The organism is Arenimonas sp., assembly GCF_047602345.1.
Lineage (GTDB): Bacteria > Pseudomonadota > Gammaproteobacteria > Xanthomonadales > Xanthomonadaceae > Arenimonas.
On record NZ_JASGHN010000006.1, the window covers coordinates 415,055 to 436,896 of the forward strand.

General features: G+C 66.5%; 19 protein-coding genes. 8 read left to right on the forward strand and 11 right to left on the reverse strand.

Annotated elements, in window-relative coordinates; genetic code table 11:
* Positions 1 to 4: 4 nt before the first annotated feature.
* Genes yidD through QM707_RS06460 form a run of 3 tightly spaced genes read left to right on the forward strand, consistent with a single transcriptional unit; the run spans position 5 to position 2,434 of the window.
* The gene (gene yidD / locus QM707_RS06450; RefSeq protein WP_415001034.1) at positions 5 to 247 is read left to right on the forward strand and encodes a membrane protein insertion efficiency factor YidD; all 243 of its coding nucleotides are present in this window, start codon (positions 5 to 7) and stop codon (positions 245 to 247) included.
* A complete protein-coding gene (locus QM707_RS06455; protein ID WP_415001035.1) occupies positions 240 to 1,574 on the forward strand; it encodes a dihydroorotase in 1,335 nt (444 codons plus the stop codon). The genes yidD and QM707_RS06455 overlap by 8 nt, the downstream gene beginning before the upstream one ends.
* The gene (locus tag QM707_RS06460) at positions 1,571 to 2,434 is read left to right on the forward strand and encodes a M23 family metallopeptidase (RefSeq protein ID WP_415001036.1); all 864 of its coding nucleotides are present in this window, start codon (positions 1,571 to 1,573) and stop codon (positions 2,432 to 2,434) included. Before QM707_RS06455 ends, QM707_RS06460 begins: the two co-directional genes overlap by 4 nt.
* A gap of 20 nt (positions 2,435 to 2,454) precedes the next feature.
* Here the strand turns inward: QM707_RS06460 and QM707_RS06465 are convergent, their stop codons facing one another.
* The 8 genes from QM707_RS06465 to efp form a co-directional block, all read right to left on the reverse strand.
* The gene (locus QM707_RS06465) at positions 2,455 to 3,798 is read right to left on the reverse strand and encodes a DUF3999 family protein (RefSeq protein WP_415001037.1); all 1,344 of its coding nucleotides are present in this window, start codon (positions 3,796 to 3,798) and stop codon (positions 2,455 to 2,457) included.
* The gene (locus tag QM707_RS06470) at positions 3,795 to 6,563 is read right to left on the reverse strand and encodes a DUF2339 domain-containing protein (protein WP_415001038.1); all 2,769 of its coding nucleotides are present in this window, start codon (positions 6,561 to 6,563) and stop codon (positions 3,795 to 3,797) included. The genes QM707_RS06465 and QM707_RS06470 overlap by 4 nt, the downstream gene beginning before the upstream one ends.
* A 159-nt stretch (positions 6,564 to 6,722) precedes the next feature.
* Positions 6,723 to 7,673 carry a GTP cyclohydrolase FolE2 gene (gene folE2, locus QM707_RS06475; RefSeq protein ID WP_415001039.1) on the reverse strand — a complete coding sequence of 317 codons (951 nt, stop codon included), beginning with the start codon at positions 7,671 to 7,673 and terminating at the stop codon, positions 6,723 to 6,725.
* Between the two features lie 83 nt (positions 7,674 to 7,756).
* Positions 7,757 to 8,536: a phytoene/squalene synthase family protein gene (locus QM707_RS06480; protein WP_415001040.1), complete on the reverse strand. Its 780-nt coding sequence runs from the start codon at positions 8,534 to 8,536 to the stop codon at positions 7,757 to 7,759.
* A gap of 1 nt (position 8,537) precedes the next feature.
* Entirely contained in the window at positions 8,538 to 9,212 is a 675-nt protein-coding gene (gene gph / locus QM707_RS06485; protein ID WP_415001041.1) for a phosphoglycolate phosphatase, read from the reverse strand.
* On the reverse strand, positions 9,209 to 9,979 hold the full coding sequence (gene ubiG / locus QM707_RS06490; protein WP_415001042.1) for a bifunctional 2-polyprenyl-6-hydroxyphenol methylase/3-demethylubiquinol 3-O-methyltransferase UbiG: 771 nt from the start codon (positions 9,977 to 9,979) through the stop codon (positions 9,209 to 9,211). Before ubiG ends, gph begins: the two co-directional genes overlap by 4 nt.
* Complete coding sequence (locus QM707_RS06495; RefSeq protein ID WP_415001043.1) at positions 9,979 to 11,322, reverse strand: TRZ/ATZ family hydrolase; 1,344 nt, start codon at positions 11,320 to 11,322, stop codon at positions 9,979 to 9,981. Before QM707_RS06495 ends, ubiG begins: the two co-directional genes overlap by 1 nt.
* A gap of 11 nt (positions 11,323 to 11,333) precedes the next feature.
* The gene (gene efp, locus QM707_RS06500; RefSeq protein ID WP_415001044.1) at positions 11,334 to 11,900 is read right to left on the reverse strand and encodes an elongation factor P; all 567 of its coding nucleotides are present in this window, start codon (positions 11,898 to 11,900) and stop codon (positions 11,334 to 11,336) included.
* 99 nt (positions 11,901 to 11,999) lie between these two features.
* Here efp and epmB point away from each other — a divergent pair, with 99 nt between their 5' ends.
* Together epmB and QM707_RS06510 are read left to right on the forward strand one after the other, a co-directional pair.
* Positions 12,000 to 13,004, forward strand: a complete 1,005-nt coding sequence (epmB, locus tag QM707_RS06505; protein WP_415001045.1) for an EF-P beta-lysylation protein EpmB — start codon at positions 12,000 to 12,002, stop codon at positions 13,002 to 13,004.
* A gap of 75 nt (positions 13,005 to 13,079) precedes the next feature.
* Entirely contained in the window at positions 13,080 to 15,155 is a 2,076-nt protein-coding gene (locus QM707_RS06510) for an EAL domain-containing protein (RefSeq protein WP_415001046.1), read from the forward strand.
* A gap of 75 nt (positions 15,156 to 15,230) precedes the next feature.
* Here the strand turns inward: QM707_RS06510 and htpX are convergent, their stop codons facing one another.
* Positions 15,231 to 16,109 carry a protease HtpX gene (htpX, locus tag QM707_RS06515; RefSeq protein ID WP_415001047.1) on the reverse strand — a complete coding sequence of 293 codons (879 nt, stop codon included), beginning with the start codon at positions 16,107 to 16,109 and terminating at the stop codon, positions 15,231 to 15,233.
* 78 nt (positions 16,110 to 16,187) lie between these two features.
* Between htpX and gluQRS the strand changes: the two genes are divergently transcribed.
* A complete protein-coding gene (gene gluQRS / locus QM707_RS06520; RefSeq protein WP_415001048.1) occupies positions 16,188 to 17,102 on the forward strand; it encodes a tRNA glutamyl-Q(34) synthetase GluQRS in 915 nt (304 codons plus the stop codon).
* 133 nt (positions 17,103 to 17,235) lie between these two features.
* Positions 17,236 to 17,757: a polyhydroxyalkanoate synthesis repressor PhaR gene (gene phaR, locus QM707_RS06525; protein ID WP_415001049.1), complete on the forward strand. Its 522-nt coding sequence runs from the start codon at positions 17,236 to 17,238 to the stop codon at positions 17,755 to 17,757.
* Between the two features lie 12 nt (positions 17,758 to 17,769).
* Here phaR and QM707_RS06530 read toward each other — a convergent pair whose 3' ends face one another.
* Entirely contained in the window at positions 17,770 to 18,681 is a 912-nt protein-coding gene (locus QM707_RS06530) for a M48 family metallopeptidase (protein ID WP_415001050.1), read from the reverse strand.
* A gap of 13 nt (positions 18,682 to 18,694) precedes the next feature.
* Entirely contained in the window at positions 18,695 to 20,533 is a 1,839-nt protein-coding gene (locus QM707_RS06535) for a formylglycine-generating enzyme family protein (RefSeq protein ID WP_415001051.1), read from the reverse strand.
* A gap of 65 nt (positions 20,534 to 20,598) precedes the next feature.
* Between QM707_RS06535 and rnd the strand changes: the two genes are divergently transcribed.
* Positions 20,599 to 21,690, forward strand: coding sequence for a ribonuclease D (rnd, locus tag QM707_RS06540; protein WP_415001052.1), 1,092 nt, complete (start codon positions 20,599 to 20,601; stop codon positions 21,688 to 21,690).
* Positions 21,691 to 21,842 lie beyond the last annotated feature (152 nt).

Genomic DNA, 21,842 nt, shown 5'->3' on the forward strand with positions numbered 1-21,842 from the left:
GCAAATGTTTAAAACGCCCGCACTCTGGCTGTTGCGGGGCTACAAGCGACTGATCAGCCCGTTGCTCGGCCAGAACTGCCGCTTCTATCCCAGCTGCTCGACCTATACCTACCAGGCGATCGATCGCTTCGGCGTGCTGCGCGGCAGTTGGCTCGGCGCGCGCCGCATCCTGCGCTGCCACCCGCTGAACCCTGGCGGCCTGGATCCGGTACCCGATCACTACCCCTGCGGACATCGCCATGACTGATTTGTTGATCCAGAACGCCCGGATGGTGAACGAAGGCCGAGAATTCTCCGGCGACCTGCGCATCAAGGGCGATCGCATCGACGCCATCGCCCCGTATCTGTTCGCCAAGCATGGCGAAAAAGTGCTCAATGCCAACGGCCGCCTGCTGTTGCCCGGCGTGATCGACGCGCAGGTGCATTTCCGCGAACCCGGCATGGAACACAAGGGCAATCTCGTTACTGAGCCGGCGGCGGCCGTGGCCGGCGGCGTCACCAGCTTCCTCGACATGCCCAATACCAAGCCGCCCGCGCTGGACGCCGCGACGCTGGAGGACAAGTACCGGCGGGCATCGGGGCGTTCGCGCGCCAACTACGGTTTCTATTTCGGCGCGAGCAACGACAATCTCGAGGAGATCCGGCGCATCGACCCGAAGAAGACGCCGGGTCTGAAGATCTTCATGGGCGCGTCGACCGGCAACATGCTCGTCGACGATCCGCAGGTGCTCGAAGGCATGTTCGCCGACTGCCCGACGCCGATCATCACGCATTGCGAAGACACGCCGATGATCGAGGTCGAGCTGGCCAAGGCCCGCGCGATCTACGGCGAGGACATCCCGGTCGATCTGCACGGCGAGATCCGTTCGCGTGCCGCCTGCATCAAGTCCACCGAGCTGGCGATCTCGATGGCGAAGCGTTTCGATTCGTCCCTGCATGTGCTGCACATCAGCACGGCCGACGAGCTCGCGCTGTTCCAGCCCGGCCCGATCATGCACAAGCGCATCACGGCCGAAACCTGCGTGCATTTCCTGCATTTCGCCCGCGAGGACTATGCCCGTCTCGGCAACCTGATCAAGTGCAACCCGGCCATCAAGGAAGCCAGCGACCGCGCCGCATTGCTGCGCGCCGTCGCCGAGGATCGCATCGACGTGCTCGCCACCGACCACGCGCCGCACACCTGGGACGAGAAGCAGCAGAAATACGAAAAAGCGCCGTCCGGCCTGCCCCTGGTGCAGTTCTTCCTGGCCTGCGCCCTGCAAAAAGTCCGCGACGGCCACTTCTCGCTGCCGCACCTGGTGCGCAAGATCTGCCATGCGCCGGCGCAACGTTTCAGCATCGCCGAACGCGGTTACCTGCGCGAGGGCTATTACGCCGATCTCGTGCTGGTCGAGCCCACGGGCGGTACGACGGTGACGCGAGAATCGATCCTGAGCAAATGCGGCTGGTCGCCGTTCGAAGGCGAACGTTTCGACGCGCGCGTCGCAGCGACCTTCGTCAACGGCGAACTGGCCTGGAACGGCGCGCAACTCGTCGGCCCGCCGCAAGGCCGCCGACTGGCCTTCGGCCGATGAGGCGATTGCACGCGGCCCTGCTGGCCCTGGCCTGCGCCGCCTGCGCGACGACGCCACCGCCCGCCCCGGCCGTCGACAAACCCGTCGCGGCCGCGCCGCTCATGCAACTGCCGGCAAACGTGGCGCAGGGCAGCCTCTTGTTGGGGCGCGCCGCCGGCGCCGTGCGCGTGCGCTACGGCGCGCGCGATTTGCGGCTCGACGACCGGGGGCGCTTCGTGCTCGGCGTCGGGCGCGAACAGGAAGGCTCGGTCGAACTGCGCATCGAATGGCCGGACGGGCGCTCGACGACCTCGTCGGTACCGATCGTCGATCGCGATTTCCCGCTGGAGAAAGTCGACGGCGTGCCCGAGCAGACGGTCAACCCGCGCCCGGAGATCGCCGCACGCATGGAGCGGGAACAGGCGCGCGTGAATGCCGCGCGCGATCGCGACGACGAGCGCAGCGACTACGCCGCCCACTTCATCTGGCCGGTGCAAGGGCGCATCAGCGGCGTCTTCGGCAGCCAGCGCATCTACAACGGCACGCCGAAATCGCCGCACTCGGGCGTCGACGTCGCGGCGAACCAGGGCACGGCCGTGCAGGCGCCGGCGGGCGGCATCGTCAGTTTCGCCGACCCCGATCTCTATCTCACCGGTGGAACGCTGTTGATCGACCACGGCCATGGCGTCAGCTCGAACTTCCTGCACCTGAGCCGCATCGACGTCAAAGTCGGCGATCGCGTCGAACAGGGCCAGGTGATCGGTGCCGTCGGCGCGACCGGCCGCGCGACGGGGCCGCATCTGCACTGGGGCATGAACTGGTTCGACGTGCGCGTGGACCCGCAGCTACTGGTGGATCCGTCCGGAAACCCGCAACGCTGAGCGCGCTCCGACGATATCGTCTATTCCGCCGCTGGCGGCGGCGCCCGCATCAGGCGCAGGACCATCCAGACGATGATGCAAGCCGCCAGGATCAGCACGCCCCATAGCACCCAGCTCTTGATCTGGTCCCGGTTGTAGGCCTTCAAAGCCGCCGGACCGCCGGCCTGCTGCGAAGCGCCCAATTCCGTCGCCGCCGGGCGCCAGTCGTCGCCGAGTTTGTCACGCACCTGATTGAGCAGCAGCTCGAGCGGAAAGCTGTCGCGACGCGCCCAGGAACTGCCCGCGGCGATCGCATACGGGGCGCGCCCATGCGTCAGCAGCATCCAGGTTTCCGGGTAGTAGGCGAAATCGAGTACGGGCGCTTTCGCCAGGTCCACGCTCGATTCTATCCGCCACTCGGGCAAGCGATTGCTGCCCACGTTCATCGCTTCGTTGTCGATCGAAACCCCGGCCCCGCGCAGGCGAAACGCCGTCAGCTGCCCGACATAGCCCCAATGCTTCGCGTTGGCGGCACGTGCGCTGACGCTGAAGTGCGCCAGGCGGTTCTCTTCGCCGAGCTGCACGTTGACCATGTCCACCGGCAATGGCGCCGGCAAGCGATAGAAGTAGGCACGCCCTTCCTTGCGCACGAATTCGGCGTGCATCCATTGCCGGGGCGGATGGCGACGCAACAGGCCCGGGGGACGCAACAGCAGCCGCACGCCATGCAGCGGGATGCGTTGGCCCGGCGTCAACACGCGGATGCGCAGGTATTGCGCCTCCGGCGACGGTAAGTCGATGTGCCGACGCACCAGCGACTGGTCGCCGTGGCGCAGTTGCGCGATCGTCGCGGCGGATACGATGGTGCGCCAAGCCTGCAGGTCGTCGCTCGCCTCGACCGTGACCCGGGCATTGAAGTCCGCGGCATTCATGCCGAGATCGAAAGCGATCCCTTCGATCAGCGAACCCTTCGCACGCACGTCGACCAGGAAGGCTTGCACGGAATCGAGCGAGTTGTGGCTCAAGGTGGCGTCCAGGCTCAGGTCGCCGCTGGTGGTGCGCGTGATGTGCAAGGAAAGGTCGCCGGCCTCGGGCGGCAATTCGGCGGGCAAGGCGAACCAGGCGGCTTCGCGCCAGCTGCTCGCCTGCGGCGCGACGCTGGCCGGCATCGGCCCGAAGGGCAAGGCTTCGCCATCGGCATTGAACGCCGCGATGTCGGTCAGGTCACGCGTCGCCACCTGCGCGTAGATCTCCGGCGTCAGCGTGACCGTATACGCGCCTTCGGTGGTCGCGGCGACGGGCCACAACCTGGCGAAATCGTTGAGGCCGGCGGCGGCAACGGCGCCGCTGAACAGCAGGCCGGCGAAGACAAGGCGACGGTTCATGCCGTTTCTCCTTCGGAATCTTTCGGCGGCGATGGCGCGAAATAGCCGACGCCCACCAGGAGCAAGCCTACTGCGAGGAAGGAAACGATGCCCGGGATGTTGCCCATGTACTGGCGATCGACGAAGACGAGCTTGGCGCAGACGATCAGCATCAGGGCCATGCCGGCCATCCACAGAGCGCGGTTCATGCGTCGCGAACCGAGCAGCATGCTGCCGACGCCGAGCAGGCTCCAGACCACGGCGAGGCTGGCCTGGCTGACGCCCGAATGCAGGATGCGCGGATCCCAGGCATCGCCGTGCCAGAAGTGCACCGCGCGCAAGGTCATCATGCTGACGATGGCGAAACCTGCGAAAGGCCACAGCCGTTGCCAGGTCGCGAACATGCCGCCGGCGGAGCCGGCCATCGCGTACAACAATGCGGCGATCGCCAGCGTGCCGAGTTCGAGCGGGTTGAGCAGGGGCAGGAACGGCAGGGGCGAAGGATCGCCGGCCATGAACAGGCTACCAGCGCAAACCAGGGCCAACAGCGGCACGGCCAGCACGAACCAACCGATCGCGTATTTCTCGAACAGTTCGCCACGCGGCCAGGCGAAGAGGTCGGCGCGCCGCCACAGGCCGAGCGTCATCAAAGCGATGGGCGCCACGACTGCGACAAAACCCCAGCCTTCGGCCAGCACCAGTTGGTCGGCCACATGTTCGCTCTGCATCGTGACGGCGACGGCGAGGCTCCATAGCGCGAAAAGATGCGCCAGCGAGAGGCTGCGCGCCGGCACTTCCCTCGCCGACCACAGCGCCCAGGCCATCGCCACGGCGTAGCCGATCCAGAAACCGATGCCTGCGACCTGCAGGGGTGCGTCGAACTCGTCGCTGGCCCAGAACACCATCGGCAGGCCGAGCATCGCGCCATACAGGATCAACCAGTTCATCCGCGGCCAGGGCAAGCGATCGCGCAGCACGGCCGCCAGCACGATGCTGATCGCAATCACGACCATCAGGTACTGCCAGGCGCCGAAGGAACGATCGGCGATGCCGAACTGGCTGAGGGCGGCGATCGTCCACCAGAACGTGGACCAGACGAACAGCATCGCCGGCAATCCGAATCGCGGGCGATGGCGGTCGTGGATCAGGCTGAGCAGATAGCCGCCCAGCGCCAGGATAGCGGCGCCGAACCACAACGAGTTGAGCAGCAACTGCGCCGTCTCCATCGGCGGCGGCGAGTCGATCACGTTGATGACGTAGGAACCGGCGGCCAGCAACTGCAGCACCAGTCCGCTGATCCACGGGAACAGGCGATTCTGTCGCAGGCCGATCCAGGCCACGCCGGCGCCTTCCAGCGCCCAGACGCTGGCCGTCGTGCCGGCGCTGAAGGCCAGGGGCACGGCGAGCGTGGCAAAACCCAGCGCGAGCGCGGCATAGGCCTCGCTCAGCAGGCGTTCGCCCTTGCGGTTGCGCAGCCACCACACGAGGCCGGCGTAGATCGCCGCGACGCCGATCGCGCTGAACGCGAGCCCGAACCGGTCGTCCTTCAGCATGGCGGCCTGCAGCGGGAAAGCGACCAGCGGCGTGCCGAACACCAGCGTGCCATCCACCCACGGGCGGCGATGCTCGGTCTGCCGCGTGACGTACAGCAGACCGATCACGATGTAGAACAGGAAGAACAGCACCAGGAAGGGTTCCACCGTCGGGAACAGTTCCGGCCGGTAGTAGGTCGCGCCCCAGGCCGTGCCGACGCCGAAGGTGAAACCGAATCCGATCAGGTTGAGCAAGCGCCAGGCCTGCTTCCACGAAATCGCGAACACGGCGGCATTGAGCACCGCGTAGTAGGTGAACAAGCCGACGTGGTTCCCGCTACCGGTCGAGATCAGCACCGGCGCGAGATAACCGCCGAGGAAGCCGAGCACCGCCAACCACATGTTCCGCTGCAGCACCGACAACAGGGCCGCACCCGCCACCAGCACCACGACCAGTCCGAAAGCGAGCAGCGGCGGCAACAGGCCGTACAGTTTGTAGGCCGCGAATACCGTCAGCAGCAATACGCCGAGCGCGCCGCCCTGCAGGCTCAATCCGAAAGCGGGCTTGTCCTCGCGTTGCCGCCAGCCGAAGGCCAGGCCGGCCAGGGCCGCGACGGAAATCACGATGAGCCGCGCTTCGATCGGGAAGGTGAAATAGCCCTGCATCGCCGCGTAACGCAAGGCGGCCGCGACGCCGGCGAACAACACCAGCACGCCGATCTTGACCGGCACGTTGCCTTCGGTGAACCAGCTCTTGATCTTGCCGAGCAGGTCTTCGGCCCAGCCGTCTTCCACGACGGGCGCAGGTCGACGCCGTTGCGGAATCGGCGGCGGCGATACCGGCAACTTCGTCGTGACGACGCCCGATGCCGGCGCAGGCTCGGCCGAACGAGCAGCCTCGGGCAGGGGCGCGCTTTCGCGGGCCGGGCCGGGCGCCGTTTCGTATGTGGCGGGCGTTCCGACCGCTGGCGCGGCAGGAACGACCGGAGGAATGGGCGAAGCCGAAGGCGTTGCACTGGAGGCAGGCGTCGGCGCAGCAGACGGCGGCACGACCGGCGCAGGGCCGGTCGTCGACGCGGCGCGCTGACGCAGGGCCTGCAGCTCGCGCTCCTGGGCAGCGAGGCGCTGGCGGAGCTGGTTCAGGCCGGCCAGCAGGAACACAAGCAGGAAGCCGACGATCGCGCCGAACAAATTGCGCTGTTCGGCCAAGAAGGCACCGACCAAGGCGCCGACGATTCCCAGTACCCAGTTCATGCATTCCCACCTGGCAGGATTTGCCGCAGTCTGCCGGATGCCCGTTCATGAACACAACGAGTCCGTGACGGACGCACAGGATCGAACGCCCGACGAAACGCCGGGGCGTTAGGAATTCGTTCTCGTCAGGCTCGCCGGCACGCGACGAGCACCGTCGCCTCAGGCGGCGTAGCCGCCGGGCACGCCCTTGGTCGCGACCGCAACGGCATCATGCGGGTGCAGGCTTTCCTGGTGCGTGGCGCGCAGCCAGAAATCGTCGATCCGCTCGTCCTCGTCCAGCGCCTTCTGCATGCGGCGCGCCGCGTCTTCGCAAAACATCAGGTTCTGGCCGTTGAGCCGCGCGAATGCCTGCTCGTCCTCGCGCTTGACCGCGGTCTGCACCGGCGTCTGCAAGGCTGCTTCGATGCGATCGATGATTTCGACGAAAGGCAGGTTCTTGAAGCTGGGCGCCAACCTCGCCTTCACTTCGGCGATGCTGCGCTGGCTATGCGGCGTGGCCATGATGCCCTGCTCGCTGCCGAGCCAGGCGAGCACCGCGTCGCGATCGAGCGGCGTCGCAGGATCGAAATCGATGCGGAAGCGATCCTGGATCAATTGCCGCGCCAATGCCGCCGAACAGGGGCAGGTGCTGGAATACGCGACTTCCACGCCCACCTCGAGCAGGAACTGCCCGCGATCGAGCTCGGCCGCCACACGCACCGGATACGATTTCCATCCGGTGTTGTCGCTGACCAGGGCAGGACGGCGCAGCAAATAGTCGAACGCGATCTCCACCCGCGCGCGATCCGACAATTCGGCATGCGATTCGAGGAACTCCTTCAACAGGCGGCGCAGGCTGCAGGGCGACAAGGGCTCGCCCGACAAGGAGCGGTCGACGTGCAGATACAGCCGCGACATGTGGATACCGCGCACGTCCGCGCGCTTGAGGTTGACGAAGGCGTTGACGCGCGCGCCGCTGGTCACCACGCGGCCTTCCTCATCGGCCAGGCCGACCGGCGCGTGGATCTCTCCCATGCCGACCCAGTCGAGCGCGCCGGCCACGGCCGGTCGCGCCTCGTTGGCGACATCGGGCATGACGCGGGCCAGGTTTTCCTGGTTGCTGGGGGCCATGGTGTGCTCCGGAAGGGACAGAGGGCAGATGGGGGCGAAAGGAGTCTAGGTCAAGGCGGCGGAACGATTCGTGACGATCCGGCTCAGACCCGTCGCGCTGCGCGCCAGGCGCGCCAAAGGGTGCCGATCGGCGAAGGCATCGCGAAGCCCTGTCCGGCAGCCAACCGGGCGAGGCGGGCCCGATCGAACGCGGCGCGGAAACGTCGCAGGGGCGCCGCGCCGGCGACTTCGGGCAAGGTCGATGTGAGCTCACCGGCCCAATCGCGCAACAGGACCTCACCCCGTCCTTCCCCGACCTGGGCCGCCGTCAATCCATGCCGCGCGTACAAGTGCATCGGAATCCGCGCCTGGTCTTCCGCCGCCAAACCCGCCGGCAATCGCTGCAACAGCCAATGCACGACCAGGGCCCTGGTCGCGACGGCCGAATCCGTCGCTCCCGGGAAGATCGCTTCTTCGACCGCGATCACCGCCTGCGCCAGCGGCAACAGCGCGCGAACGGCTTCTTCGGTCGAAGACGCCCGCAGCCCGACGCTCGCAGGTTCGAGCAGACTTCGCCCCAGGGCCGTCCAGGGCGCGCGCAACTCGGCCAGCAAGGCACTCAGCGGATGTCGTGCGCGTCCCTGTTCGATACCGATCAGCTCTTCCGCCCACCATGCCGTCTTGACGTCGCTCACGCGCGCGTCGCTGAGTTCGAACAGGGTTTCGCGCAACTCGTGCAGCAAGGCGCCCCAAGCCCGGAAACGCTGCTTCTCAATCGCCGGCACGAAGACCTCGGCGATCGCCATCTCCGGTTCGCGTGCCTGCCATTTCGCGAAGAAATGCGGCAAGACTTCCGCATTCGCGGCGGAGGCAGCTTCGCTCATGTCAGCGAACGAGCAAGCCCGGCGCCAGCAGATCGCGCGGCGACGCGGCCATCGCGTCCGGACGCCAGGCGGCAGGATCTTCATGCGCTTCGCGATAGCCCCAAAGCGCCGCCACCGATTTCATGCCGGCACGGCGCGCCGCGACGATGTCGCGCTCGTCGTCGCCGACATAAATGCAATCGCCCGGCGAAACGCCGAGTTCCTCGCAGGCGAGGAACAGTTGGTCGGGGTCGGGCTTCTTGCGCGGCAGGCTGTCGCCACCGAGAAGGATCGCGCTGCGCGTGCTCCAGCCCATGCTCGCGACCACGCCGCGGGCCAGGTACAGGGGCTTGTTCGTGACGATGCCCCAACGCGCGCCCTGCGCTTCGATCGTGGCCAGCAGTTCTTCGACGCCGTCGAAGGGCGTGCTGTGATCGGCAACCGCACTTTCATATTGGTCGAGGAAGGGCTGCAAGAAGGCTTCGCGCGCGCTTTCGTCCAGGTCCGCGAAGGCGACCGACAACATGGCGCGCGCCCCCTTCGACACCACCGGGCGAATGGCCGACAGCGGCAGGCCAAGACGGCCTTCGCGCGCGAGAACCCGATTCAGGGCATTGAGCAGATCCACGGCGCTGTCGACCAGGGTACCGTCCAGATCGAACAGGATGACGGGCGCGAATCGCGTCGCGCTGCTCATGCCAAGGTCGCGCAAGCGAGATAGTTCACGTCGGTGCGGCGGCTCACCCAGGCCCTGTGGCGAAGCGGATCGTAAGCCAGCCCGCTGACGTCATCGAGCTCGAAACCCGTTTCGCGCAACCAGGCCGCGAGCTCGGAGGGCTTGATGAAACTTTCGTACTGATGCGTGCCCTTCGGCAACAGCCGGGCGACGTATTCGGCGCCGACGATGGCCAGCGCGAACGCCGCCGGCGTGCGGTTGAGCGTGGACAGGAAGAGTTTTCCGCCCGGCTTGAGCAACTTCGCGCAAGCAGCCAGCACCGACAGCGGATCGGGCACGTGCTCGAGCATTTCCATGCAAGTGATGGCATCGAACTGCCCCGATGATGCACATGGATGTGCGAATGCTGCGGGCGCAGGATGCGCAAGAGCAGCCATCTCGTCCGCCAGCGATTCCACCGACTGCAGGCGATAGTCGACCTTCAGGCCGGATTCGAGCAGGTGCAGTTTCGCGATATCGATCAGTTCAGGCGCAAGATCCAGGGCGCTGACCTGCGCCCCTTCGCGCGCCAGGGCCTCGCTGAGCAGACCGGCGCCGCAACCGACGTCGAGCACGCGGGCGCCGCGCAAGCGTGTGCGCTCCGCGACGTAGGAAAGACGCGCCGGGTTGAGTTCATGCAGCGCGCGCTGCGGACCCATGGGGTCCCACCATCGGCTGGCCAGCGCGCCGAATTTCTTCAGCTCGGCTTCGCTGGCGTTGCGCTCCGGCGGCGATACGGTTCCGGCCATCATCGGGCCTTGCGCAGGCCGGCGATGCGCTCGCCCCAGGCGCGTGCTTTCGCGCGCAGCGCGGCGAGATCGGTGTCGACCAGTACGCCGTCGACGAGCTTCTCGCGCCCGGCGATCCAGGCATCGCTGACCTGATGGCGACCGCTGGCGTAGATCACCTGCGAAATCGCGTTGTAGACCGGCAGCGATTCGATGTCGCCCAGGCCGACGCAAACCAGATCCGCTTCCTTGCCTGGTTCGATCGAACCGATGCGGTCGGCCAGACCCATCGCCCGTGCGCCGCCCAGGGTCGCGGCGCGCAGCGCGCTGGCCGCGTCCATCGCGGTGGCGTCCTGCGCGACGGCTTTCGCCAGCAGGGCCGCGCTGCGCGTCTCGTCGAACATGTCCAGATCGTTGTTGCTGGCGCAGCCGTCGGTGCCGATCGCCAGGTTCACGCCGGCGCGGCGCAGGGCCTCGCTCGGGCAAAAGCCGGAGGCGAGCTTCAGGTTCGATTGCGGACAGTGCGCGATCGACACGCCACGCTCGGCGCAAAGCGCGATCTCGCTCTCCGTCAGCTGCGTCATGTGCACGGCGATCAGGCGCTCGTTGACCAGGCCGAGCCGATCGAGGCGCGCCAGCGGGCGCTGGCCGTGCTGCGCGATCGAATCGACGATCTCCTGCGCGGTTTCGTGCACGTGGCAATGTACCGGCAGGTCGAGCTGTTCGGCCAGCATGCGGATGCGCTCGAAACTCTCGTCGCCGACCGTGTAAGGCGCGTGCGGCGCGAAGCTGAAACCGAGCAGATCGGCGCCGCGGTAGTTGTCGCGGACCTCGAGCCCCTTGTCGAAATATTCGGCCGGCGTACGCGCCCAGGCCGAAGGGAACTCGATCACCGGCAAGCCGACGACGGCGCGGAAGCCCAGGCGCTGGTAAGTCGCCGCCTGCGCGTCCGGGAAGAAATAGTTTTCGTTGCAGCACGTGGTTCCGCCGCGCAGCATCTCGGCGATAGCCAGTTCGATGCCGTCGGCGACGAAGTCCGGCGCCATCACCGCGCCTTCGATCGGCCAGACGTGCTCCTGCAACCAGGGCATCAGGGCCAGGTCGTCGGCGACGCCGCGCATCAGGGTCATCGGGTTGTGCGTGTGCGTGTTGACCAGGCCCGGCAGCAGCACGCAATCGGGACGGCTGATGGTCTTGCGGGCGGCATAGCGCGCGCGCGCCTGCGCGCGAGGCAGCAGGTCGACGATACGCCCGCCGGAAACGACGACGGCGTGATCCGTCAGGACCACGCCGTGCGGTTCGACCGGTACCACCCAGCCGGCTTCGATCGACAGGTCGCAGGGCTGGGGGGCGCCTTCGCTCATGTCGTTTTCCGTCACTTCACGCGGCTGACGTACGCGCCGGTGCGGGTATCGACCTTGATGATTTCTTCCTGGCCGACGAACAAGGGCACGCGGACCACGGCACCGGTTTCGAGCGTGGCCGGCTTGCCGCCGGTGCCGGCAGTATCGCCCTTCACGCCCGGATCGGTCTGGACGATCTTCAGCTCGACGAAGTTCGGCGGCGTCACCGCGATCGGCGTTCCGTTCCACAGCGTCACCACGCAGGGCTCTTCGCCCTTGATCCACTTGGCGGCTTCGCCGACGCCGGCCGCATCGGCCTGCACCTGCTCGAAGGTTTCCTGCTGCATGAAATGCCAGAACTCGCCGTCGTTGTAGAGGTACTGCATGTCGGTGTCCATGACATCGGCGGCTTCGACGTTGTCGGTGGCCTTCATCGTCATTTCGACCACGCGACCCGACTTGATGAAGCGGTACTTCACGCGGGTGAAGGCCTGGCCCTTGCCCGGTTTGACGTACTCGGTGTCGGTGATCACGCACGGCTCGTTGTTGACGATGATCTTCATGCCGTTCTTGACGTCGTTCATGCCGTAACTGGCCATGCTTAAAGCTCCTGGGGCGAGCGCCGTGCTCCCGGGCGGAGGCGACGGCTACAATAGGGAATGTTTCACGGGCGCCAGACGGCCCCGCGCTAGCCCGACATGATACCCGCCCACCCCCTCCCCGCCCAAGCCAGGTCCTGGCAAGCGCTCTGGCGCGATGCCGTGCGTGACCCGCGCGAACTGCTGGACCTGCTCGGCCTGGCAGCGCACTCCGGCCGTGTTTCCGAGGCCGCCGCCCGCCAGTTCGAACTGCGCGTGCCGAGGGGGTTCGTCGCGAAGATGCGTCGCGGCGACCCCGACGATCCCTTGTTGCGGCAGGTTCTGCCCGTGGTCGACGAGGAAAGGATCGTGCCCGGCTTCGGCCTGGACGCGGTTGGCGATGCCTTGGCCCGCGGCGCCACCGGCCTGATCCACAAGTACGAGGGCCGTGCGCTGTTGATCGCGACGGGCAGTTGCGCCGTGCATTGCCGCTATTGCTTCCGCCGCCATTTCCCTTATGGCGAGCAAACCGCGGCCGCCGGCCGCTGGCGCGACAGCTTGGACTACCTGCGCGCAAATCCGAACGTGAGCGAAGTCCTGCTCTCCGGCGGCGATCCGCTTTCGTTGGCGACGGGCAAGCTCGTCGAATTGACCGAGGCCTTGCGCGAGCTGCCCCAGATCCGCCGCCTGCGGTTGCATACGCGCCTGCCCATCGTCCTGCCGGAGCGGGTGGACGCGGAACTGCTGGCCTGGCTCGACCGCCTGCCATGGCCTGTCGCGATCGTCGTGCACGCCAATCATCCCAACGAGTTGGGCGAGGACGTCGCCCGGGCCATGCGTGACCTGCGCATGACCGGCGCCACCCTGCTCAACCAGTCGGTACTGCTGCGCGGGGTCAATGACGAGGTCGGAACGCTGTCGCGGCTGTCCGAAGGGCTTTTCGACATGGGCGTGCTTCCCTACTACCTGCACCAGCTCGATCGCGTCGCCGGCACGGCGCATTACGAGGTCTCCGACATCGACGCCCGCCAATTGCATGCGAAGCTGTCGGCGAGACTGCCGGGCTACCTGCTGCCCCGCCTGGTCAGGGAGATTTCCGGCGAGCCGGGCAAAACCCCGCTGTGATGGCTTTCACCTTAATGCTTCTGATATCTTGTCAATCCCCTTCTGCAAGCCATTGAAGAACAAGGAGCGGCCTCGATGGCACAACAGGACGCAGTAATCCGGCTGCTGCTGGTCGAGGATCAGGTCGAGGACGCCGAATTCCTGATCAGCATGCTGCGCAATGGCGGCATCGCCGTCAGGCCGCAGCGGCCGGAATCGCCGGAAGACCTGACCAACCTGCTCGTCAATCCGAACATCGACATGGTGCTGGCTTCGTACGACGCCAAGTACATCCCGTTCGCGACGGTGGCCAAACAGGTGGAAGCGACGGGCAAGGACATCCCCGTGCTGGCCGCGGTGAACCAGCTCGACGAAGCGACCGTGCTCGCGGCCATCGCCGCCGGCGCCCGCGACGTGGCACTGCGCAGCCGGCCCGAGCACGTGCAGTTCGTCGCCCGCAACGAATTCCAGGCCAAGCAGGCCCGGCGCAGCCTGCGTCACCTCGAAGCGGCGCTGCGCGAAACCGAACGCCGCTGCGACGCGCTGATCTCTTCCTCGCGCGACCCCATCGCCTACGCCCACGAAGGCATGCACATCCGCGCCAACGAGGCCTATCTGGAGATGTTCGGCTTCGAGAGCTTCGAGGACATCGAAGGACTGTCGCTGCTGGACCTGGTCTCGCCCAAGCACGCCGATAGCTTCAAGCAGCTGCTCAAGCAGATCAGCAAGGGCGAACCGCCGCCGAAGCAGCTGCAGATCGGCGCACAGCGCGCCGATGGCGAAACCTTCGACGCGGTCATGGAGTTCACGCCCGCGACCTACGAAGGCGAACCCTGCCTGCAGATCGTCTTCCGGCAGAAGACGATGGACGCGGAGATGGCCAAGGAACTGGACACGCTGCGCCAGCGCGACCCGGTGACAGGCCTGTTCAACCGCCAGCATTTCATGACCGAGGTCGAGGCCGTCGTGGCCGCTGCGGCCGACGGCAAGGGCAACCAGTCGCTGCTGTTGATCGAACCCGACAATTACGAAACGCGCATCGGCGAGGTCGGCCTGAACCATGCCGACGACGTGCTCAAGCGCATGGCCGAACGCCTGCAGTCGGTGCTTCCCGACACGACCATCCTGGCCCGCTTCAGCGACCACAGCTTCGCCGTGCTCGCGCGCGAGCACGACCACAAGCAGTCGCTGGGCCTGGCGGAGAAGGTACGCGCCGCCTTCGACAATTACCTGCTCGAAGCGGGCAAGCAGTCGATCACGCTCACCGTCAGCATCGGCGGCGTGCAGATCGGCGAGAAGATCGCCAGCGTGCCGCAGGTACTCGGCAAGTCCAATCAATGCCTGCAGTCGGCCGAAGGCGTCGGCGGCAATCGCATCGAGTTCTTCGACCCGGCGGCGCGCGACCGCGCCGAGGAAGAGCGTATCCAGGCCTGGGTCCAACGCATCAAGGACGCCCTCAGCGGCGATCAGTTCGTGCTGAACTTCCAGCCGATGATCAGCCTGACCGGCGATACCACCGAGCACTACGAAGTGCTGGTGCGCATGATCGCCCCCTCGGGAGAGATCGTCCCGCCCGACCAGTTCATGCCGATCGCCGAGGAGCATGGCCTGGACGACGACATCGACCGCTGGGTGATCGGGCGCTCAATCGCCCTGCTGGCCGAGCGCAAGAAGACGGGCAAAGAGACCACCCTGTTCGTCAAGGTGGCGCCGGCTTCGCTGGCGGAAGGCGACCTGCACAAGTTCATCGACAGCCAGCTCAAGGCGCATTCGGTGCCGGGCGAGAACCTGGTGCTGCAGCTGCCGGAATCGAAGATCTACACGCACATGCGCGCGGTGCAGGCCTTCGAGAAGATCGTGTCGAGCTTCGGCTGCCTGCTCTGCGTCGAACAGTTCGGCATCAGCCTGAACTCTTTCCAGATGCTCAGCCATTTCAATCCGGCCGTGCTGAAGATCGATCGCAGCTTCATCATGGATCTGGCGAAGAACGCCGACAACCAGAAGAAGGTCCGCGAGATCGCCGAGCAGGCCCGCAAGCAGGGCAAGAGCACGATCGCCGAGTTCGTTTCCGACGCGGGCAGCATGACCGTGCTGTTCTCGATCGGCGTCGACCTGGTGCAGGGCAACTTCCTGGCCCCGCCGATGCAGGCCATGAATTACGACTTCGGCTGAGCTGGACGCGTTCGAAGAAAAGCCCGCCGGAAGGCGGGCTTTTCTTTTCTGCGGTTCCTACCGATCCGGCTGGACTCAGGCCGCCTGCAGTCGGCGAATACGCTCTTCCAGCGGCGGGTGACTGAGGAACAGACCACGCATGCCGTGCGCGATCGCGCCCGAGATGCCGAACGCCTGGATCTGGCTCGGCAACGTGCTGTGCCCGTAAGTGGCCGACAGACGCTTGAGCGCGGCCACCATCTTGTCACGGCCGGCCAGGCCGGCCCCGCCGGCGTCGGCGCGGAACTCGCGCCAGCGGCTGAACCACATGGCGATGACTCGGGCGAACAAACCGAAAACGATGTCGAGAACGGTCACGACGATGTAGTAGAAGAAGCTCGGACGATCGCTGTCGCGTCCGCCGCTCAGGGCGGTATCGATGATCCGCCCGACGACGCGGGCGAAAAAGAACACGAAGGTGTTCAGGACGCCCTGGATCAGCGCCATCGTCACCATGTCGCCGTTGGCGACGTGGCTGACCTCATGGCCCAGCACCGCCTCGGCTTCGTCGCGGCTCATCGCACGCAGCAGGCCGGTAGACACCGCGACCAGCGAGTTGTTGCGGCTCGGGCCGGTGGCGAACGCGTTGATCTCGGGCGCATCGTAGACGCCGACTTCCGGCATGGCGATGCCGGCGGCCTCGGCCTGGCGACGCACCGTGTTGACCAGCCACAACTCGGCCTCGTTGCGCGGCTGCTCGATCACGTGCATCCCGGTGCTGCGTTTGGCCATCCATTTGGAGATCATCAGCGAGACGATCGAGCCGCCGAACCCGAACATCGTGGCCAACAGCATCAGTGCGGTGTAGTTGCCCAGGCTGATGCCGAATACGCCCTGCAACACGCTGAGCACGATCCCGAACAGGACCATCACCGCGAGGTTCGTGGCGACCAGGAGTCCGACGCTCTTGAACATTCTGCTTTCTCTCTTCGTTAACCCGGTCTGGAAACCGGTTACGCTTCACTGAGTATGAGCAGGCTCGGTTGATTTCAAGTGCAGGTATCGGACACCGCCCCGCAGTCAGCCCGTCTCCAGCCTGGCACCCGCTATCGCGGCCGCTTCGCCCCGTCCCCGACGGGCGCACTGCACCTGGGCTCGCTGACGGCCGCGCTGGGAAGCTGGCTGCTCGCACGCCACGCCGGCGGCGACTGGCTGGTACGCATCGAGGACATCGACCCGCCGCGGGAAATCCCGGGTGCGGCGCGCCAGCAGATCGAGACGCTCAGGGCTTTCGGCATGGAGTCCGACGAGGCGATCGTCTTCCAGAGCGACCGATCGGCGCTTTACGAGACCGCGCTTCAACGACTTCTCGCCGAGGGCCGGGCATTCCCTTGCCTCTGCAGCCGCGGCGACCTGGCGGCTGCCGACGGCATTCACCGTGCCTGCGTGCCTCGCCCTTCCGGCAAGACGGCGGCCATCCGGTTACGCGTCCCCGACGCCGAAATCGGTTTCGACGATCGCATCCGCGGCCCCTATCGCCAGAATCTCGCCCGCGAGGTCGGGGATGTCGTGCTGAAGCGGGCTGACGGGCTCTGGGCTTACCAGTTGGCCGTGGTCGTCGACGACCACGCCCAGGGCATCACCGAAGTCGTGCGCGGCGCGGACCTGCTGGATTCAACCCCACGTCAGATCTGGCTGCAAAGGCAGGTGGGGCTGCCCACGCCGTCCTATGCTCACCTTCCCCTGCTCAAGCTTCGCCAGGGCGAGAAGCTCGGGAAATCCCTGGCCAGCCGCCCGATCGACCCCGCCGATCCCCTCCCCGCGCTCGGCGCGGCCTATGCCTGGCTGGGGCAGGATCCCAACGAACTGGGTGGCGGCAGCAAGACCCCGTCAGCATGGCTAAACGCAGCCGTGGCGACCTTCCAACCCGGCCTTGTCCCCGCTCGGGACATCGTCCTCGATGAGTGACGGACTTCACATCATTTTTGTGAACCGGTTCACATATTTTGCTGGCGTTCAGGCTTGCACTTGACGCCGGAACCGGCGAGTCTCTTGGGATTCCTGCACCGTTTGGTGCATTGCAGTATTTTCCCGGGGCGGTATGGCTGACATTCGCATCATCAAGAAGTATCCCAACCGGCGTCTGTACGACACCGAGATCTCCTGTTACGTGACGCTGGAGGATGTCCGCCAGCTGATCATGGAAGGCGAGAGCTTCGAAGTGCGCGATGCGCGCACGGGCAACAACCTCACGCGCTCGGTGCTGCTGCAGATCATCGCCGAGAACGAGGAGCTGATCGGCCAGCCCATCTTCTCCACCCAGCTGCTCACCCAGGTCATCCGCTTCTACGGCGACTCGCTGCAAGGCATCATCGGCAGCTATCTCGAGCGCAGCATCCAGATATTCAGCGATCAGCAGCAGCAGTTGCGCGGCCACCTCGGCAACCTGATGGGCCAGACGCCGTTCTCGCTGCTCAACCAGATCGCCGAGCGCAATATGGACATCTGGAAAGGCCTGCAGCAGGGCCTGATGAACGGCCTGGCGAACCCGCCGGAAAAAACCAGTCGCCCCACGCCCGCGCGCCCACGCGCACGCAAGGCCAAGACCGACGCGCGCTCCTGATCGGTCGCGCGTTCAGCGCGATCCCGCGCCGCAGTATTTCGCCCGGAACTGCTCCGCCGTCGGCATCAGCGCGCGCAGTCGTTCGATGCGGTTGGCCGGATCCGGATGGGTCGAGGCGAATTCAGGCGGACGCTGGCCACCGTTGAGCTGGGCCATGCGCTCCCACAAGGGAATCGCCGCATTGGGGTCGTAGCAGGCGGCCGCCGCCAGCATCAAACCGACTTCGTCGGCCTGCGTCTCGTGCTCGCGACCATAGGGCAGGATGAAGCCGTACTGCGCGCCGGCCCCGAGCGCCCCCATGATCATCTGCTGCTGGCGCGGATCCATGTCGCCCAAGGCGATGCCCGCGGCCAACTGCCCCATCTGCACCAGTTTCTGCTGCGCCATGCGCTGCGAGCCATGACGCAACAGTGCATGGGCGATTTCATGCCCCATCACGACGGCCAGCGCGTTTTCGTTCTGCGCCACCGGAAACAGGCCGGTGTATACCGCCATCTTTCCGCCGGGAAGACAGAACGCGTTGGCTTGGTCCGATTGCAGCACCGCCACGCCCCAATCGAAACTCTTCGCCAGCTCCGGCGACGGCTGCCCGTGCTGCGTGGCAAGGATGGCTTCGACCTCGTCGGCGCGTTCGACCAGGCGACGCGCGATCTCCGCGACTTGCCGTGCCGCCGGATCGTTCGGATCGAGCGCCCGCTCGGTCGCCAGCACTTCGCGGAAAGCCTGCAGTCCGAGTTGCGATTCCTCTTCGGCCGTGGCGCCGTAATGCGCGCGCTCACCGGTGTACGGATCCGTCTTCGCGTTCCCGAACCATTGCCAGAGCGCGTAACCGGCGAACAGCAGGATGACCCACCAACGGATTCCGCCGGAACGGCGACGTCCATCGCCAAAGCTGCGCCGGTCCTGCATCGGATTCATGCGCATCGTCCGCCTCCACTCATAGTTCGCGCACGACGCGGAAACCGGTACGCGCGCTCGTGCCGTGCGCGTCCATGGCCGACCGGAAGGCCGAGCGCGCCTGCTCCAGGGCACTGGCCCAGGAGGCGCCGCGCACCACTCGCTGCCGGCAGCCCGGATTGACCCAGCCGCTGCCGTCCATCGGCGCGCGCTGGTAACTGTCGTGCCAGCAGTCCAGCGTCCATTCCGCAGCATTGCCGATCAGGTCGAAACTGCCGTAAGCCTCAGGCGGAAAACTCCGCACCGGCGCCGGCCCCCAGAAACCATCGCGGTAACCGGATACGGCATTGCCCCAGCGACGCCCCCGCGACGACTGATCCCCCTCGCCGGTCAGATTGCCGACCAGGCGCTTGGGTCCGCCTTCTCCCCAGGGATAAGCGGCTGCGGAGCCGGCGCGCAGCACGTACTCGAACTCCGCTTCGCTTGGCAGTCGGTACTTCTGCCCGGTCTGACGAGACAACCAGTCGGCGTAGGCGACGCCGTCCTCGAATGCGACGTGCAGCACCGGCATGTCGTCGGCAGCCGACTTGCCGACATGATCGTGTCGCCAGTTCACGCCATCGCGCTCGCTCATCTGCCCGGTTTTCTCGTCGAATACGCGCGAACGGCCGGCGCGTTCGGCGACGCTGCGGTAACCGGTCGCGACCACGAAGCGACGGAACTGCCCGACCGTCGTTTCGTTGCGCGCCATGGCGAACCCGCGCGTGAAGATCACGCGATGCTGCGGCCCCTCCACCGCCTGCCGCGCCCGTTCGTCGTCCGGCGAACCCATGCGGAAACTGCCGTGCGCGATCACCACCATCTCCGGCCCCTTGCCGCCGATGGCCAAGCCTTCGGCGAAGATCTGCTCCGGCACGAAAAGACCATAGTGGCGCGCGAGGTAGATGCGCTGGCGCAGCATGTCCGGTCCGGCCTTCTGTGCGGCGACGCGGCGCACATGCGCCAGGCTCTTGCCGGCCTGCTCCAGATCGAGCTTGTCGACGGCGGCGTTGCCCTGGTCGAGCAAGGCCTCGGTGAGCGCCTGGCGCAACTCGAGGATGCGCAGCGCCATCACTTCATTGCGCGACGACTCGGGCCACCAGCGCCGTGCCTCGACGAGGCGGGATTGCGCGGACACATAGTCCTCCTGCCCGGCGGCCTTCCAGGCGCGCTGCAACAGGAATTCATGCCATCGCCGCAACAGCGCATTCGTCGGCGCGTAATCCGGCGCGATCGCGCGTGCGCGACGGATCGATTCCTGCGCATTGCCACCGGCAGGCAACAGGAAATGACCTTGGCGCGCGGCACGGTCGGCGGTATCGAGCAGGGCCTGCGCCTTGCGCGCGGCGACAAGATGCTCGCGATAGCCGGCAAGATCGGAGTGTTCCGGCTGGGAACTCCCGACGACGCGATCGATACGCCCGGCCTGCTTCAGGTCGCCGACCCGCATGGCGATGCGGCCGCGTTCCAGCAAGGCGTCGAGCGTGGCATGCAATCCTTCCTGCGCCTCGGAATTCTGCGGCTCGATCGCCAGGACCGCGAGGTAGAGCTCCAGCGCCCCCGGGCCGGGGCTGGCTCCGCGTTCGAGCAGACCCGCATCGAGCGACTGGCCGGCTTGGCGCAACGTGCGCGCGACTTGCGCGGCGTCGAGTACGGGCAGGACCGGGCGCCAGTCCTCGCTCGCCTGCGCCGTTTCGCTCGCCGGCGCGGAAAGTGCCTGCGATGGTTTCGGGGTTCCAGTCGCGCGCGCGCGCTCGGCCGACGGCGGCTCGGCCTGTCGGCAACCCGCGATCGACAACAGCAGCACGGCGACAAGGCAGGACGAACGCAGCCGCATCATGGTGAATCTGGCCCGCTTTCGAGACGTTTAGGCTAACCTGAGCGCTTTGATCAGTCCAAGCCCACGTGAACCACTGGATAGATTCGCCCGACGCGCTGCAATCGCGCCTGCAAAGCTGGAACACCCCGCCCGCGGTCGCCCTCGACACCGAATTCGTGCGCGAGCGCACCTATTACCCGCAGCTCGCCCTCGTGCAGATCGCCATCCCGGGCGAAGTCCTGCTGGTCGATCCCCTGGTTCCCGGCATGGCGACGGTGCTGCGCTCGCTGCTCGACGACCCGCGCATCCTGAAGATCATGCACAGCGCCAGCGAAGACCTGCAGGCCTTCCTACGCGGTTGCGGTACCGTGCCCTCGCCCTTGTTCGATACGCAGGTCGCCGCCGGCCTCGCGGGGTTCGGCGCGGGGCTCGGCTACCAGAAGCTCGTGCAGCAACTGACCGGGCAGGTGTTGGAGAAAGGCGAAACGCGCTCGGACTGGCTGCGGCGCCCGCTGTCGGATTCGCAGTTGCACTATGCCGCCGAAGACGTGTTGTACCTGCATGAGCTGCACGCCCAGCTTGCAGCCGCGCTGGAAAGGCTCGACCGCGCCGCTTGGCTGGACGCCGACTGCGCCCGCGCCGTACGCAATGCCCGCAGCGACGCCGACGATGTCCATCCGCACCTGGCCCTGAGAAGCGCGCAGACGCTGGACGGCGAAGGCCAGGCCAGGCTGTGCCGTCTGCTGCGATGGCGCGATGCCGAAGCACGCCGGCTCGATCGCCCGAAGAGCTGGATCCTCGACAACGAACTTTCCGTCGCGCTGGCGCGACGGGTTCCCGAGGACTTCAATCGTTTCAACGAGGTGCTCGATCGCCATCCGAAGGCGCCACGCAAGTCGCGTCGCGAACTCTGGGACCTGCTGGCCGCGCCCTTGTCCGAGGCCGAACTGGCCATCCCGCTGAGCCGCGCCGAGCAGGTCGACAAGAACCAGTTGAAGAAGATGCAGGAAGCGGTGGCGGGAGTCGCGCAATCGCTCGATGTTCCCGAGGGCCTGCTCTGTTCGCGCAAGCACCTGGAAAGCCTGCTGGAGGGCCGCGGCTGGCCGGATGCGTTGGCCGGATGGCGACATGAGCGGCTGCAGGCGGTGTTGACGCCGCTGATCCCGGCGCCGGCTTGACAGCCCCGACCTCGATCGGTTCCACTCGACCCATGCATTCTTTCCGCTCGACGACCACTACGACCACTACCCGTTCTCGGGTGCGGTCGGTCGCGCGCGGATAGTTCCCACGCAAACCGGTCCCGCATCCCGACGAGGATGCGGGCACCCGC